The sequence below is a fragment of the Winogradskyella sp. genome (assembly GCF_013213975.1).
Classification (GTDB): Bacteria; Bacteroidota; Bacteroidia; order Flavobacteriales; family Flavobacteriaceae; genus Winogradskyella.
In genome coordinates, this window is sequence record NZ_JABSST010000028.1 from 1 (window position 1) to 16,213 (window position 16,213).

17 protein-coding genes and 1 tRNA gene are annotated in these 16,213 nt (G+C 34.8%); 6 read left to right on the forward strand and 12 right to left on the reverse strand.

Going from position 1 to position 16,213, the window contains the following annotated elements; translation table 11 throughout:
• The 3 genes from asnS to HRU49_RS05740 form a co-directional block, all read left to right on the forward strand.
• Positions 1 to 1,170, forward strand: a 1,170-nt coding sequence (asnS, locus tag HRU49_RS05730; protein WP_296355058.1) for an asparagine--tRNA ligase, incomplete at its 5' end; no start/stop codon positions are given.
• A 12-nt stretch (positions 1,171 to 1,182) separates the two neighbouring features.
• The gene (gene rpoN / locus HRU49_RS05735; RefSeq protein WP_296355061.1) at positions 1,183 to 2,649 is read left to right on the forward strand and encodes an RNA polymerase factor sigma-54; all 1,467 of its coding nucleotides are present in this window, start codon (positions 1,183 to 1,185) and stop codon (positions 2,647 to 2,649) included.
• A 13-nt stretch (positions 2,650 to 2,662) separates the two neighbouring features.
• On the forward strand, positions 2,663 to 3,271 hold the full coding sequence (locus HRU49_RS05740) for a hypothetical protein (RefSeq protein WP_296355063.1): 609 nt from the start codon (positions 2,663 to 2,665) through the stop codon (positions 3,269 to 3,271).
• Here HRU49_RS05740 and HRU49_RS05745 read toward each other — a convergent pair.
• From HRU49_RS05745 to HRU49_RS05780, 8 genes are all read right to left on the reverse strand, one after another.
• Entirely contained in the window at positions 3,266 to 3,967 is a 702-nt protein-coding gene (locus tag HRU49_RS05745; protein ID WP_296355065.1) for a porin family protein, read from the reverse strand. The two genes, HRU49_RS05740 and HRU49_RS05745, sit on opposite strands and share 6 nt — an antisense overlap.
• Before the next feature lie 88 nt (positions 3,968 to 4,055).
• Positions 4,056 to 4,517: a biopolymer transporter ExbD gene (locus HRU49_RS05750; RefSeq protein ID WP_296355068.1), complete on the reverse strand. Its 462-nt coding sequence runs from the start codon at positions 4,515 to 4,517 to the stop codon at positions 4,056 to 4,058.
• Positions 4,518 to 4,529: 12 nt separating this feature from the next.
• On the reverse strand, positions 4,530 to 5,165 hold the full coding sequence (locus tag HRU49_RS05755) for a biopolymer transporter ExbD (protein WP_296355069.1): 636 nt from the start codon (positions 5,163 to 5,165) through the stop codon (positions 4,530 to 4,532).
• 6 nt (positions 5,166 to 5,171) lie between these two features.
• Positions 5,172 to 5,612: a hypothetical protein gene (locus HRU49_RS05760; RefSeq protein WP_296355072.1), complete on the reverse strand. Its 441-nt coding sequence runs from the start codon at positions 5,610 to 5,612 to the stop codon at positions 5,172 to 5,174.
• Positions 5,613 to 5,630: 18 nt separating this feature from the next.
• Complete coding sequence (locus tag HRU49_RS05765; RefSeq protein WP_296355074.1) at positions 5,631 to 6,398, reverse strand: MotA/TolQ/ExbB proton channel family protein; 768 nt, start codon at positions 6,396 to 6,398, stop codon at positions 5,631 to 5,633.
• 75 nt (positions 6,399 to 6,473) lie between these two features.
• Positions 6,474 to 6,561: transfer RNA gene (locus HRU49_RS05770), tRNA-Ser, on the reverse strand.
• A 78-nt stretch (positions 6,562 to 6,639) separates the two neighbouring features.
• Complete coding sequence (locus HRU49_RS05775; protein WP_296355076.1) at positions 6,640 to 7,665, reverse strand: asparaginase; 1,026 nt, start codon at positions 7,663 to 7,665, stop codon at positions 6,640 to 6,642.
• A 3-nt stretch (positions 7,666 to 7,668) separates the two neighbouring features.
• On the reverse strand, positions 7,669 to 8,436 hold the full coding sequence (locus HRU49_RS05780) for a TatD family hydrolase (protein WP_296355078.1): 768 nt from the start codon (positions 8,434 to 8,436) through the stop codon (positions 7,669 to 7,671).
• 48 nt (positions 8,437 to 8,484) lie between these two features.
• Between HRU49_RS05780 and HRU49_RS05785 the strand changes: the two genes are divergently transcribed.
• Both HRU49_RS05785 and HRU49_RS05790 read left to right on the forward strand, forming a co-directional pair.
• On the forward strand, positions 8,485 to 8,952 hold the full coding sequence (locus HRU49_RS05785) for a retropepsin-like aspartic protease (RefSeq protein ID WP_296355080.1): 468 nt from the start codon (positions 8,485 to 8,487) through the stop codon (positions 8,950 to 8,952).
• A gap of 32 nt (positions 8,953 to 8,984) precedes the next feature.
• Positions 8,985 to 9,611, forward strand: a complete 627-nt coding sequence (locus HRU49_RS05790) for a response regulator transcription factor (RefSeq protein WP_296355082.1) — start codon at positions 8,985 to 8,987, stop codon at positions 9,609 to 9,611.
• 492 nt (positions 9,612 to 10,103) lie between these two features.
• On the opposite strand, the gene odhB is transcribed toward HRU49_RS05790, so the two are convergent.
• Positions 10,104 to 11,318, reverse strand: coding sequence for a 2-oxoglutarate dehydrogenase complex dihydrolipoyllysine-residue succinyltransferase (gene odhB, locus HRU49_RS05795; RefSeq protein ID WP_296355083.1), 1,215 nt, complete (start codon positions 11,316 to 11,318; stop codon positions 10,104 to 10,106).
• 39 nt (positions 11,319 to 11,357) lie between these two features.
• Positions 11,358 to 14,117, reverse strand: a complete 2,760-nt coding sequence (locus HRU49_RS05800; protein WP_296355087.1) for a 2-oxoglutarate dehydrogenase E1 component — start codon at positions 14,115 to 14,117, stop codon at positions 11,358 to 11,360.
• A gap of 129 nt (positions 14,118 to 14,246) precedes the next feature.
• Between HRU49_RS05800 and HRU49_RS05805 the strand changes: the two genes are divergently transcribed.
• Positions 14,247 to 14,777, forward strand: a complete 531-nt coding sequence (locus HRU49_RS05805) for an alpha-ketoglutarate decarboxylase (RefSeq protein WP_296355088.1) — start codon at positions 14,247 to 14,249, stop codon at positions 14,775 to 14,777.
• Here HRU49_RS05805 and HRU49_RS05810 read toward each other — a convergent pair.
• Together HRU49_RS05810 and HRU49_RS05815 are read right to left on the reverse strand one after the other, a co-directional pair.
• Positions 14,774 to 15,124, reverse strand: coding sequence for a hypothetical protein (locus HRU49_RS05810; RefSeq protein WP_296355090.1), 351 nt, complete (start codon positions 15,122 to 15,124; stop codon positions 14,774 to 14,776). The two genes, HRU49_RS05805 and HRU49_RS05810, sit on opposite strands and share 4 nt — an antisense overlap.
• Complete coding sequence (locus tag HRU49_RS05815; protein WP_296355092.1) at positions 15,124 to 16,098, reverse strand: polyprenyl synthetase family protein; 975 nt, start codon at positions 16,096 to 16,098, stop codon at positions 15,124 to 15,126. Before HRU49_RS05815 ends, HRU49_RS05810 begins: the two co-directional genes overlap by 1 nt.
• Between the last annotated feature and the right edge of the window lie 115 nt (positions 16,099 to 16,213).

Sequence of the window (16,213 nt, forward strand, 5' to 3'; positions counted from 1 at the left end):
AAGGAGCTTGAGATTTTAGGAGATTCAGATCCAGAGACCTACCCTATTCAACCTAAAAAACATACGTTTGAATTCCTTAGAGAAAATGCTCATTTAAGGACTCGTACGAGCACCTTTAGTGCTGTTATGCGCATAAAATCAGCTTTATCATTTGCCGTACATAAGTATTTTACGGAAAATGGCTTTTATAATATGCACACACCCATAATTACTGCCAGTGATGCTGAGGGTGCAGGCGAAATGTTTCGTATCACAACCTTAGATGCTAAAAATCCTCCACTCGATGAATCTGGGGAAGTAGACTATAGTCAAGATTTTTTTGGGAAAGAGGCCAATTTAACGGTTTCTGGTCAATTAGAGGCCGAAACCTATGCTATGTCCCTTGGTAAAGTATATACTTTTGGACCTACATTTAGAGCAGAAAATTCTAACACATCACGACACCTTGCTGAATTCTGGATGATTGAACCAGAAGTGGCTTTTATGGATTTGGAAGGAAATATGGATCTTGCTGAGGATTTCTTAAAGTCTGTTTTAGGGTATGTTTTAGAGCATAACCAAGAAGATTTGGTCTTTTTAGAAAAGCGATTGCAAGATGCTGAAAAATCATTACCTCAAGCAGAACGAAGCCCTATGCATTTAATTGACAAAATTAAGTTTGTGGTAGACAATAACTTTAAGCGGGTAAGTTACACTGAGGCTATTGATATTTTAAGGAATTCAAAGCCAAATAAAAAGAAAAAATTTAAATACTTGATTAATGAATGGGGAGCAGATTTACAATCTGAACATGAACGATTTTTAGTCGAAAAGCACTTTAAATGTCCTGTTATTCTCTTTGATTATCCTGCTAATATTAAAGCGTTTTACATGCGTTTAAATGAAGATGGAAAAACTGTAAGAGCCATGGATATCCTTTTCCCTGGTATTGGAGAAATGGTTGGCGGTTCTCAGCGTGAGGAGCGCTTGGATGTTTTAAAAGAGAAAATGGCAGCTTTAGATATTCCTGAAGAAGAATTATGGTGGTATTTAGATTTACGTAAATACGGCACTGCTGTACACTCTGGGTTTGGTCTCGGGTTTGAAAGACTTGTTATGTTCGCAACCGGAATGGGTAATATTAGAGACGTAATTCCATATCCTCGAACTCCACAGAATGCAGAGTTTTAATTATATTTATATATGTCATTAAAGCAATTTCTTCAATTTAAACTTTCTCAAAAGTTATCGCCTCAGCAGATTCAACTTATGAAGCTGATTCAGCTACCTACACAAGCTTTTGAGCAACGTTTAAAACAAGAACTCGAAGAAAATCCTGCATTAGATACCGGAAAGGAATCTGATAACTCGGAAGATGATTATGATGATTTCGACAACTCATCAGATGAATATAATGACAGTGATACGATTGATGCTGGTGATATCAACGTAGATGAATATTTAAGTGATGATGAAATTCCTGATTATCGTACACAAGCCAATAATTATAGTGTAGATGATGAAGAAAAAAATGTTCCGTATGCGGCTGGTACTTCATTTACGCAACATTTAATTAATCAACTTAATACGTTTAGACTCTCCAAACAAGATCAAGACATTGCATATTTCTTAGTAGGTAGTGTAGATGAGAGTGGCTACATACGCCGTTCTTTATCTGATATAACAGATGATTTAGCCTTTACTCAAAATGTTTATACCACTGAAAAGGAGGTCGAAAAAGTTCTCGAGGTTGTACATCAGTTAGATCCTGCAGGTGTTGGTGCTCGTAATCTTCAAGAGTGTTTGAGTATTCAGTTAAATCGCAAAGAACAAAATCCCGATATTGAGTTAGCTTCTGCGATTATTGATAAGGCTTTTGAGCAATTCACTAAGAAGCATTATAACAAGTTAATGCATAAATTTAGTATTGATGAAGAGCAACTTAGGGATGCCATTGAAGAAATTGAACGCCTAAATCCAAAGCCAGGTGGCTCCTATGCTGGAAATAATAAAATTGTTGAGCATATTGTTCCAGACTTTGCAATAAAAATTGTCGATGGAGAACTCGAGCTTACCCTTAATGGACGTAATGCGCCTGAACTTCACGTATCAAGAGAGTATAATAATATGCTCAAGGGGTATAAAGACACCAAGGAAAAATCAAAAGCACAAAAAGATGCTGTTCTTTTTATTAAGCAAAAATTAGATGCGGCTAAGTGGTTTATTGAAGCAGTAAGACAGCGTCAACAAACTTTATTTGTGACTATGAGTGCTATTATGCATTATCAAAAAGAATACTTTCTGAGTGGTGATGAACGCAAGTTGCGTCCTATGATTTTAAAAGATATTGCCGACGAGATTGATATGGATGTTTCGACCGTATCGCGTGTTGCTAATAGTAAATATGTAGATACCCCTTATGGCACCAAATTGATAAAGGAATTCTTTTCTGAATCCATGACCAATGATCAGGGTGAAGAAGTTTCAACTAGAGAGATAAAGAAAATTTTAGAGACGGTTATCGAAGAGGAAAATAAAAAGAAACCACTCACCGACGAGGCACTTTCTAAAATTCTTAAAGAAAAAGGCTATCCAATTGCCAGAAGAACTGTCGCGAAGTATAGAGAACAGCTCGATATCCCTGTTGCACGTTTGAGAAAAGAACTTTAATTAACTCAATCGGATGAAAGATTTTATTCTTAAAAGTATATCGTTTGTTTTTCATCCATTAATCATGCCCCTTTTAGGCGTGTTGTTTTACTTTCATAAAACTCCGCGATTTATTCCTAAACCGCTGCAGAATGCTAAAATCTTTTCAATCATTATACTCACCATAATATTACCTATACTGCTATTTTTTTTACTTAAAACTATTAACAGGGTGGATACCATTTATTTAAAAAGTACAAAAGAGCGCTTAATCCCTTTAGTGATAAATTGCGTTATAATCACACTTATATTAATTAGAGTTTTAACCCCAAATGAAATAATTGAGCTTTATTATTTTTTCTTGGGTATTTTGTACTCAACACTGGCCTGCTTAATAATGGCAATTTTTAAAGTAAAGGCAAGCATACATATGATTGCAGCTTCAGGCTTTTTTATGTTTGCTGTGGCTATTGGAATTCATTTCCAAATTAATATCAATGGAACTATTGCATTAATGATGCTAATTTTAGGAGCTATTGCAACATCAAGATTACACCTTAAGGCGCATACAAATCAAGAGTTGATTATTGGGATTTTTACAGGCCTTTTTCCTCAACTTATCTTAATGAATTATTGGCTATAATATGTAAAACATTAAGCCTAGTTTTAAGGATGACATATCTATAGACTGACCGTTGAGTTTTGCAGAATCATCAAAAATAGAATTTAAACCATAGTACACGTGGAAATTCCATGTACCATAGCCCGCACTTAAAGTAATTCCGTACTGCAGTTTGTTAAAATCATCTATATTTGACAATTTTACGTTACCATTATCAGAATTTAGTTTTGTGCTATTGTATAAGAGGTATCCAAATTTTACACCAGCATAAATTCGCCAAAAATCATATTCTGCGTATGTAGAAGTTCTCCATCTGATCTCTAAAGGAACTTCGACTAAGTAAGTAGTAAACTTATTCTTTGAAACATTTACTTCTCGCTCATCAATTATATTGTAAACTACAGTATTATTGGCTTCTGTTATAGCAATATTTTGATTGAACGAATTAGAAGACAAACCTAATCCTAAACCAATAGCGAAATTTCTCTTTTCATTTATTGGCATATCTCTTATAAAGCCAAAATGAAAACCTGAGGAAAATCCGTTCTGATTTACATTATTAGGCTTTAAATTAAGCAGATTATAAGTAACCGAAACATAAAATTGATCTTCACGATAATTTTTATATAATTCAGACTTATCTGTAAAGTCATTATCTGTTTGAGAATATCCTAAAACACTAAAGAGAATGATGGTATAAAAGCATAGTAACTTCATAAGTTAAAACTACAAAATCTATTATTGAAAGTTAATAAAAAACGCCTTGATTACTCAAGGCGTTTTCAATATAAAATTAAGTTCTAACTTATTCGGTTTTAACATTAGCGATATACATAACTTTTAATGTATTTGCCTTTCTAAGTTCTTGTTTAACATCAGAAACTAAGCCAGCATGCGTGTCTTTATCAACCTTTAATCCAACAACGAATTTAGGTTGCAATTCTTCTGTTAATTCTTGCTGTGCAGCAATAACACTTGGCTTCACTTCATCGACATCAATTATAGCATCATTAAATTGAATTACAGGTTCTGTACCTAATTGCTTAAACTGTGCACTTGGTTTCCCTGCATATATAAAAGCTGTTCTATCTTTTTTTAGCTTTTCTACCTGATCTGCGCTAGGTAAAATATTATCAATCATTAAGCTACTATCTCGCATTACAGTTGCTACCATGAAAAAGAAAAGCAACATAAATACAATATCTGGCAAAGATGCTGTTGAAATCGCTGGTAAGTCCCCTTGTTTTCCTTTTTTAAACTTTGACATAATTGTTTTGTTTTAATTTTTATCTGGTTCTGCTTCAGATAATTTCATCGGATAAAGTTTCTTAATAACTTCTATTCTACCGTTAAGAATAGTGTCTTTACTAAATTGATTCTTCTCCTTTTCATCAAGCATAGCTCGATAGACATTCTCTGCATCTGGATAAAACTTCTTATATAAGCGCTTTGCTTCTCTTTCTCTTAAGAAATTGTAAGCTGCGACCAATTCGTTCTGTACATCCATATACTGCTCATACGTCGTTTCCCTATCGTGCTTCATAGATATGATGGCTTTATCAGGATGGTCGGATGACGCTGCATCCCTATTTCCTTGACAATAATCACATTTTTGACCTTCAGCGTTTTCACTACCGCCATTATCCAAGAAATCAATTGCTGCTTGTCTTAAATCTTTTAATTCCATCAATTCCTCTTCTACAAGTAATTGATTTTGACGATTTATGTTTACAGTAAAGAGATTTTTCTGCTTGATAATTGGTGGTTCAACTTCTGAATCATCGATAGGTGGCAAACTTCTTAATAATCCTTTATCCTTTTCTATAGTTGTTGTAACTAAGAAGAAGATAAGAAGCAAGAAGGCAATGTCAGCCATTGATCCCGCATTTACTTCTGGTGCTGCTCTTTTTGCCATATCTTATTATTTACTAATTACCTTTTTAACTCCGGAGAAAATCATTGCTAAAGCTGCAACTACAATTAGAATGTAGAATGCTGTAAGTCCTGCTCCAACCATCTGAGATTGTGCGTCAGTAGCAAATCCGTCTTCTAATCTGTATTTCAATTCATCTCCGCCTGCCATTACATAGGAGATTATTAGTACAGCAGCAAATGCTCCTACTCCTATTAACGTATTTTTCAGGCCTGCAGTATTTGTAAATAGATTTTTGACAACAAAAACCACTACAAATGCTAGCACTAAACCTAAGATGATGTAAGCTACAGAAGCTATAGGATCAACCAAGCCAGCTTTCTCACCTGTCTCTATTGCTTCATCTCCCGCAGCTATTATTCTCGCTAGGAAAATAACACCTGCTAAGCTTAAAACAATAGCAACTATTTTAAATATTTTGTGTAACATAATCTATTATGGTCTTTATTATTTTTTGTGTTTTACTAGTAAATCCATTAACGTAATGGAAGCATCTTCCATGTCATTTACAATACTATCAATCTTAGCGATAATATAATTGTAGAAGATTTGAAGAATAATAGCCACAATAAGACCGAATACTGTTGTTAAAAGTGCTACTTTAATACCACCTGCTACTAATGATGGTTGCATATCACCTGCAGCCTCAATTTTATCAAAAGCCTTAATCATACCAATTACTGTACCCATGAAACCAAGCATTGGTGCTAATGCTATAAATAATGATATCCATGACACATTCTTTTCTAATTGTCCCATTTGAACTCCACCGTAAGCAACCACTGCCTTTTCAGCGGCATCTATATCCTCATCAGCTCTGTCTAAACCTTGATAGAAAATAGATGCAACAGGACCTTTTGTATTTCTACAAACTTCTTTAGCTGCTTCGATACCACCTGATGAAAGCGCATCTTCGACGTCCTGAGTTAATTTTTTAGAATTGGTAGTTGATAGATTTAAAAAGATAATTCTCTCTATAGCAATAGCTAGTCCAAGAATTAAACATAGTAGTACGATCCCCATAAATCCAGGACCACCCTCGATAAAACGCTTTTTTAATTCTTGATGGAAGCCCAATTCTTCTGCTGGTGCTTCACTCTGAGTCACACTAGTAGTTACTGTCGCTGTTGTAGTGGCTAATGTAGTTGCATTGGCATTAACAGTTCCGATCGCCATTAAACATGTCATGGCAAGGATAGAAAATAATCTTTTCATTGTTATTAATCTTAATTTTATTAGTTAAAGTGTTAAAGATAAAAAAAATAATGTAACATCCTTTTAAAATATAAGCAGAGAGGAAGGGATTCGAACCCTCGATACCCTTTTGGAGTATACACACTTTCCAGGCGTGCGCCTTCGACCACTCGGCCACCTCTCTTTAAATCTTAAACGTAATTATTACAGTGGTGCCAAATAACAAAAAAAACTTTAAACACTAAAATTTGCACCGTTAATTTTAGGACATTTCACCACGTAATGGCGTTTCATAAATTTCCTTGAAATCTGTAGCGTTGACACCCTCACCTAATAAATACATTAATTTTGTAATGGCAGCCTCGGTGGTTATGTCTTTTCCTGAGATGACTCCTATCGATTTTAGTTGAGAGCTAGTTTCATATTGCCCCATAATTACACTTCCTCCTGAGCATTGCGTAACATTAACAACATGTAACCCATTATCAATGGCGCCTTTCATAAGATCAATAAACCAATCTTCAGTTGTAGCGTTACCAGATCCATAAGTTTCAAGCACTAATCCTTTTAAAGCTTTACTATTTATAATAGATGCAATATAAGGCTCAGAAATTCCTGGGAAAAGTTTAAGAATACCTACGCTTTTATTCATTTTGGTTCTAACAATTAATCCAGATTCTTCCTCAGTCCTCCACAAATATTCATCATTTACATTTAGATGAACACCAGATTCTGCTAAATTGGGATAATTGAGTGATTCAAACGCTTGAAAATGCTCGGCATTTATTTTGGTTGTTCTATTACCACGATATAACTTGTATTCAAAATAAAGTCCAACTTCTCTAATCACTGGTTCGCCATCCTTTTGTAAGGATGCCATTTGAATTGATGTTATCATATTTTCTTTAGCGTCAGTTCTCAAATCACCTATCGGCAGTTGAGACCCTGTGAAAATAACAGGTTTTGCTAAGTTCTCTAGCATAAAACTTAATGCTGATGCTGAATAACTCATAGTATCACTTCCATGCAAAACAACAAAACCATCAAAATCATGGTAGTTATCTCCAATGACAGCCGCAATATCCGCCCAATACTCTGGATTCATATTTGAAGAATCTATAGGCTCATCAAATGAAATAGTTTCAATTTGACAATCTAACAATCGTAGCTCAGGTATCTTATTAAGAATACTATCAAAATCAAATGCTATTAGTGCACCTGTATTGGGATTTTTTACCATGCCAATAGTACCACCTGTGTATATTAAAAGTATGTTGGGTTTATGCATGATCTAAATACCAAAAATTTGTTTGGAGTTTGCAGTTGTAATTGAAGCAATTTCATCGATACTCACTTTATAAAGTTCTGATAATTTTTCTAAAACTTTAAGGATATACAAACTTTCATTGCGCTTACCTCTGTAAGGTTTTGGTGCCAAGTAAGGTGAATCGGTTTCTAAAACAATATGCTTAAGATCTATTTGATTTATAAATTGATCAATTTTACCATTTTTAAAAGTAACTACTCCACCTATTCCAAGCTTCATATTATGAGAAATTGCTCTTTGAGCTTGCTCTAAAGTACCTGTAAAACAATGAAAAATCCCGAATATACCATCAGACTTTTCAGATTCTAACACCTCAAAAATTTCATCGAATGCCTCCCTGCAATGAATAACAATTGGTAATGAATATTTTTTAGCCAAATTGATTTGGTACCTAAATGCTTCAATTTGAATATCTAAAGTACTCTTATCCCAATACAAATCAATTCCAATTTCACCTACAGCATAAAATGATCTGCTTTCTAACATGTGCTCGACATGACGTAATTCATCTTTATAATTAGATTTAACATGTGTAGGATGTAAACCCATCATAAGAAATATATTTTCGGGATAGGCTAACTCAAGTTCTAACATGGCATCCGTGTATGTGGAATCTATTGCTGGAATAAAAAAGCGCTTTATGTCAGCATCAATAGCCCTTTCTATTGCTACTGAACGATCCTCTTGAAAGGCTTCACTATACAAGTGCGTATGCGTATCTGTTATAATCATAGCGCAAAAATAACCGTTTAGAGTCTTATATTTACACAAATTCTAAAAATGGATGCACTTAAAGATTTTCTCCTAGCCAAAGGATATTCAAAAATTAAGCTGAAACTTACTAAAACCAACCATTTTGAAATAAAAGCAACTATAAATGGAGTTAAAGGTCGCTTTATTCTAGATACAGGAGCTTCGAGCAGTTGTGTTGGGTTTGAGGCTATTAACCGATTTAATCTAAAAGTTAAGGATTCTGATATAAAAGCTGTTGGTGCTGGTGCTTCTGATATGTTTACACAAATTTCTAAATCTAATCATTTAAAAATAGGAACTTGGCAGAAAAATAGAATTGCACTTATTCTTTTCAATTTATCTCATGTTAATATGGGATTGATTAACCATAATGCTGATGCTGTAGATGGCATTATTGGAGCGGATGTTCTTAAAAAAGGAAAAGCTATTATTGATTATGAAAAAAAGTACCTCTATTTAAAACTGAAGGAAGTTTCATCTCCCGAAGATTCTTAGTATATTTAAATCCCTAGTTGAATAATAGTAAAATGAACCCATCATTAATAATCGCTGATGACCACCCCTTGGTGCTCAAAGGACTGCAGGAATTTCTGATTGAAAATAATTATAATGTCTTGGCGAGCGCTAAAAATGGAAAACAGGCGTATGCATTAATAAAAGCCCATACTCCAGATATTGCTATTTTAGATATTCGCATGCCATTTTTAACCGGTTTACAGATTGCCGAAAAGTGTAAAAACGAAAACCTTAACACCAAAATCATTCTTATCACCTTTGAGAAAGAAGAGAAAATTTACAACAAAGCAAAAGCGCTAGGTGTCTATGGCTATGTATTGAAAGAATTTGCCCTAGTTGAAATTGAAAATTGCATTACGTCTGTTCTCAAAAACATCCCATATTTTAGTCCTGAATTATTAGCCTACATCCAAGTAAATCAAACCCCAGATAAACTAGGTCTAATTACTAAAACAGAATTAAAAGTATTAAAATTAATCACCCAAAATAAGACTGCGAGAGAAATTGGAGAGAAGTTATTCATATCCCCAAGGACTGTTGAGAAGCATAAAAGCAATATTATCAGGAAGTTAGAGATTGGTAAATCACCTAATAGCTTGCTAATTTGGGTAAAGGAAAATGAAAACTATTTATCCTAAAAATACGTAAGGTTACGTATATTGTTACATCAAAATATTTCTGAATTTAGCAGTGTTATTAATTAAGGGTTAATAACGAGCTATTAATTAGTTCTTAGGGGATTATAAAGCCTTGGGCGCAAGTCTGAGGCTTTTTCTTATTATCTAACAAAAAATACGTAAGGTTACGTATAGTATCACATTATTATTATTCTGAATTTAGCAGCGCTATTAATCAACAATGCCTCAAATTAAATATTCAAAGATTCTGATATTTTGAATGTTAAGAGTCTTTTTTAAAAAATTTTATATGCAACCCACAAAAGATAATATCACAAAAAAAGATAAACTGTGCATCATACTTTTAGTTATAAGTTCTATCATAGTAATCTCAGCGAACGTCGCTGTTAATCTTTTTAATTAAGTTAGTTAGAAACTCTTATACGTGTGTGGGAGTAGAAAAGCGCAGTCCTATTAGAATTGCGCTTTTTTTATGTAAATTTTTATTGAATATTACATTTCTAAGGCCATAATTGGATTGTTACTCATTAACAATTCAACTGGATTTTCTAGTGCCTCCTTAACCGCTACAAGGAAACCTACAGATTCTTTTCCGTCAATTATTCTATGATCGTAAGATAAGGCCACATACATGATTGGCCTAATTTCTACTTTACCATCTACTGCAACTGGACGTTCCACAATATTATGCATTCCCAAAATACCACTTTGAGGAGGGTTGATAATTGGTGTAGATAACATACTACCAAAAACACCACCATTTGAAATGGTAAATGTTCCACCAGTCATTTCATCAACTGTAATTTGACCATCTCTTGCCCTTAATGCTAAACGTTTAACTTCTGACTCTACTCCTCTAAACGTTAAATTTTCTGCATTCCTAATGACTGGAACCATTAATCCTTTAGGACCAGAAACGGCAATACTGATATCACAAAAATCGTAAGAAATCATTTCCTTACCATCTATCATTGAATTCACTGCAGGATACATCTTTAATGCCCGTACTACTGCAAGTGTAAAGAAACTCATGAAACCAAGACTCACACCGTGCTTGGCTTTAAATTCTTCTTTATATTGTTTACGTAAGTCAAAAATTGGTGTCATATCAACCTCATTAAATGTGGTTAACATTGCCGTTGTATTTTTAGCCTCAACTAAACGCTCTGCAACTTTACGACGTAACATTGACATCTTACTTCGTGAAGTTCCACGACTTCCTCCTGAAGGAGTACCCATTGATGGTGTTGCCTTAACAGCATCGTTTTTTGTTATGCGTCCATCTCTCCCTGTTCCAGAAACTGAGCTTGACTCTATACCCTTTTCTTCTAAAATCTTTTTAGCTGCTGGACTTGGCGTTCCTGTAGCATAAGTTTTGGATTCAGTAGCTACAGGTTTTACGTCTTCTTTAGGAGCTTCAGCCTTTGCTTCTTCTTTAGCCGGAGCATCAGAACTCCCTTCAGGTTTTTCAGCACTAGTATCGATTAAACAAACAATAGCGCCAACCTCAACTGCATCTCCTTCTTCAGCTTTTAAAGTTATAGTTCCACTCGCTTCAGCTGGTAACTCTAAGGTTGCTTTATCACTATCGACTTCTGCAATAGCTTGATCCTTCTCCACATAATCTCCATCTTGGACTAACCATTCTGCAATTTCTACCTCAGTAATTGATTCGCCTGGTGAAGGCACTTTCATTTCTAAAATCATGGGCATTATTATTTAAGCTCTATTTTGAGTTGTATTTATTTAATTTCTTTGATTACTTTTTGATTTATCAAAAACGTAATCTATTACTTGTTGATGTCTAATTTTTGATCTTACAGCGCTTCCTGCTGCAGGAGCTCCATATGGTCTTCTACTAGCAGCTCTCCATCCTCTTGCTTCTTCTAAATGCATGAGCATGTGACTATATGCTCCCATATTACGAGGCTCTTCCTGTGCCCAAACTATATCATCTGCATTTTTATACTTTTTAATAACTGCTCTAATATCTTCTACAGGTAATGGAAATAGTTGCTCAATTCTTACTAAGGCCATATCGTCTTTACCTAATTTTTCTTGCTCCTCTAATAAATCATAATAAAACTTTCCAGTAACAAAAACTAGGGTTTTAACCTTGGTTGGTTTGGCTTTTTCATCATCTATTAACATTTGAAAACCACCATTAGTAAATTCATCTACAGTTGATATTACCTTTGGATGACGCAACAAACTCTTTGGTGTAAAAACAACCAATGGTTTTCTGTATTTGGCTTTCATTTGCTTGCGCAGTAAATGAAACATATTGGCCGGAGTTGTACAATCTGCAACAAACATATTATCTTTTGCACATACCTGAAGATAACGTTCCATTCTACCAGAAGAATGTTCCGCTCCCTGACCTTCATAACCATGAGGCAGCAACATAACAAGACCATTCGACGTTTTCCATTTATCCTCGCCAGAAGAAATGTATTGGTCGATCATAATTTGAGCACCATTACTAAAGTCTCCAAATTGTGCTTCCCAAATTGTTAAAGTATTTGGACTTGCCATAGCATATCCATAATCGAAACCAACAACACCATACTCTGATAGAAGTGAATTAAAGACATTAAACTGTCCTTGATTTTCGTCTACGTTCTTTAGCAATATAATTTCTTCCTCACTATCTTCAACTTTGACCACAGCATGCCTGTGAGAAAACGTACCACGTTCTACATCTTGCCCTGATATCCTTACATTAAATCCTTCAGCCAGAAGTGTACCATATGCTAAATGTTCGGCCATGGCCCAATCTAATCGGTCCTCATCGAACATCTTTTGTCGGGATTCTACCAATCGCTGGATTTTTCTTATAAACTTTTTATCTTTAGGTAAGTTAGATATTACTTTAGTAACATCTGCCAATAATTCTTTAGACACTTTCGTTTCTACCGGCTTCATCATTTCTTTTTCATCTACACGTGCAAAATCTTTCCATTGCTCATGCATAAAAGGCGAAATGACGGTCTTCTCAATCTTACGAGAATCCTCAAGCTTTTCCTCTAATTTATCTTTGTATTCCTTTTCAATTTTAGTGACATGGTCTTTACCAATAATGCCTTCAGCAATTAATCGCTCAGCATAGATGTCTCTTGGATTTTTATGCTTGGCGATGGCTTGATATAATAAAGGTTGTGTGAACTTTGGTTCATCTCCTTCATTATGGCCATACTTTCGGTAACCCAATAAATCAATAAATACATCACGCTTAAACTTCATTCTAAAATGTAAGGCAAATAAGGTTGCATGCACTACCGACTCGGCATCATCTGCATTTACGTGTAGCACTGGTGACAAGGTCACTTTACCGATATCTGTACAATAGGTACTGGATCTACCATCTAAATAATTGGTCGTAAACCCAATCTGATTATTAACAACAATATGAATCGTACCATTTGTTTTGTACCCATCCAACTGTGCCATCTGAACGACCTCATACACTAATCCTTGACCGGCAATAGCAGCATCCCCGTGAACTACTATAGGTAATACTTGAGAGGCGTCTTCTATCTCATTTTTATCCTGTTTTGCACGCGAAATCCCTTCAACAACAGCACCTACCGTCTCGAGGTGCGAAGGGTTTGGAGCAATACTTAAATTAATTTTCTTACCAGAGTCTGTCTCACGGTCACTAGTCCAACCTAAATGGTATTTTACATCACCATCAAATACTTTTTCTTCGTAGTCTTTTCCATCGAACTCACTAAAAATATCTTTAGCTGATTTTCCGAAAATATTTGTAAGTGTACTCAAACGGCCACGATGAGCCATACCCATTACAAACTCTTTGACGCCGTATTCAGCAGCCGTTTCAATCATGGCATCCAAAGCTGGAATCAAAGATTCATTCCCTTCTAAAGAAAAGCGTTTTTGACCAACATATTTTGTGTGTAAAAAATTCTCGAAAGAAACAGCTTCATTTAACTTTCTTAAAATATTTTTCTTCTCATCCGCAGAAAATTGGGGATGATTATCATTTATATTTAATTTTTTCTGTATCCAATCAATCTCTTCAGGCTTTCGAATGTACATATATTCAACACCAATTGAATCGCAATAAATTCGTTCTAAATGATCTATTATAACCTGTAAGGTCTTAGCACCTATTCCAATTATTTCTCCAGCAGAAAAAACAGTATTTAAATCACTTTTTGATAACCCGAAATTCTCAATCTCTAATGTTGGCGCATATTTACGTCTTGCACGAACAGGATTTGTTTTTGTAAACAAATGTCCTCGGCTTCTGTAACCGTCTATAAGTTTAACAACCTGAAATTCCTTTTGAAGTTGTTCAGGTATTTGCGTAGAAACACCTTCAACAATTTCACCCTCCATGCCATAGTGCTCTGAGCCAAAATCATACCCTTGAAAAAAGGCGCGCCAGCTTGGTTCTATAGTATCGGGATTTTTTAAGTATTGGTCGTATAAATCAGCAAAATATGCTGTATGTGCAGCGTTGAGAAAGGAATATTTATCCATTACTTTTTATAAACCATTGTCGTTTCAACAAAATTTCTTCAAAAATACAACTTTTAACAAAAATAGCCTTGGTTTTATTATATTTATAACAATTAGAAAACAACCCTTTTTACCGTTAAAAATACAGTCATGAAATATTCCGCAAAACTGATAATTGGTATGACCTTTTTGCTTTCTGCAAGCTATTCTAGCTTGGCTCAAAATGACACAATTAAAGACCATAATTTTTGGAATAATGTTCAGTTTGGTGGCGGTATTGGACTTAATTTTGGAAATGGTTTTTTTAGCGGCACATTAGCACCTGCTGCCATCTACCGCCATAACGAGTATGTCTCATCAGGAATTGGTCTGAATTTTCAATACAGTTCCCAGCGTGATACTTTTAAGTCTACGGTTTTAGGAGGTAGTGTTATTGGATTATTTAATCCGTTCCAAGAACTCCAAATTTCAACCGAGTTCGAACAGCTTTATGTTAATAGAGATTTTGACGAACAATTTGTAGCTAATGCAGACGATAACTATTGGTATCCAGCATTATTTCTTGGTATTGGTTATCGCAATAGAAATATGACCTTTGGGGTTAGGTATGATGTCCTATATGACCAAGATAAAAGCATCCTAAATCAAGCGTGGATGCCCTTTGTAAGATTTTGGTTTTAGGAGTATTTAGATTTAAACCACACTTTTTGCCACTCGCGTTGAAGAATTAAAAAGGTAATATCTTCTGAAAGCAGAACCATATCGCGACCATCTAAAGCTTGCACCGTTTTTTCTGACACATCGACTTGATAAAGTAAATTGAGGTAATCTGAAAATTTATTGTGAAGTAAATCTAAAACCATATCCTTGAGCACCAGTTTTAAACTCAAAGGATTCGTTTCTTCACTAAATTCCAAGTCAATATTGGCAAGAAGCAAATCTTTATTTAATTGAATAATTAGCTTTTTATAAAGCTGAAGTTGCGTCGCCTGAGCAATAAGATCTTCAAAATAAAGCGGCAGTTTCATTAGACGCGTCTATTCATTAGTTGTTCACCAAAACGTTGAAGTATTTTTTTCTTTTTGTAAGTGATGTTTAAGCCGTTTAGAACTGAAAAAGCCTTGTCTGTATACGCTTTAACCGCACTTTGAGTCGCTTTAGCTGCACCCGAGTCTATAAATAATTGCTTTACTTCCTCTACCTTTTTATCAGCGGAAAGCATATCATCTGAAATAGTATTCAACAAGTTCTTTCTCTGGTATTCAGTTCCCAATTCCATGGTTTTAAGATAGAGATACGTTTTTTTATGCTCTATAATATCTCCTCCTACTTGTTTTCCAAATGTTTCTGGATCACCAAACGCATCTAAGTAATCATCCTGTAACTGGAAAGCAATTCCCAAATAACGCCCAAAATCATAAATGGTCTCTTGATCTTCAGTTGAAGCTTCAGCTACAATAGCACCCATTTTCATTGCTGCACCAACCAAAACGGCAGTTTTGTATTCAATCATTTTTAAATATTCTGAGATTGTAACATCACTTCTTGTTTCAAAATCGATATCATATTGCTGACCCTCACAGACTTCTAATGCCGTTTTACTGAATAACTTGGCTAAGGCTTGAAAAATTTGTGGTTCATAATTTTCAAATAACTGATAGGCCAAAATAAGCATAGCATCGCCAGACAGTATTCCAGTGTTTAAATCCCACTTTTCGTGAACAGTAGGTTTACCTCTTCGTAATGGTGCGTCATCCATAATGTCATCATGGATTAATGAAAAATTATGAAACACCTCAATAGATAAGGCAGCATTCATAGCGTTATCCGCAGCTGTCCCAAAAATTTCTGAGGTCATTAACGTCAAAACAGGACGCAGCCGTTTTCCGCCGAGTTTTAAGATATAATTTATTGGCTCGTAAAGATTTTCAGGCTCTTTGGCAAGGGCGAAATCCTCTAAATAGGTTATAAAAGACTTTTGGTAGGCTTCAATGTTTTGCATAAAACAAAAATAACCTTTACTCCTTTTTGAAGCTAATGTTACCTGTGTTAAATAATTACTAAAACTATGGAAACTTTTATTGTTTTTAAAGTTTCCATACGTACATTTGCGGACT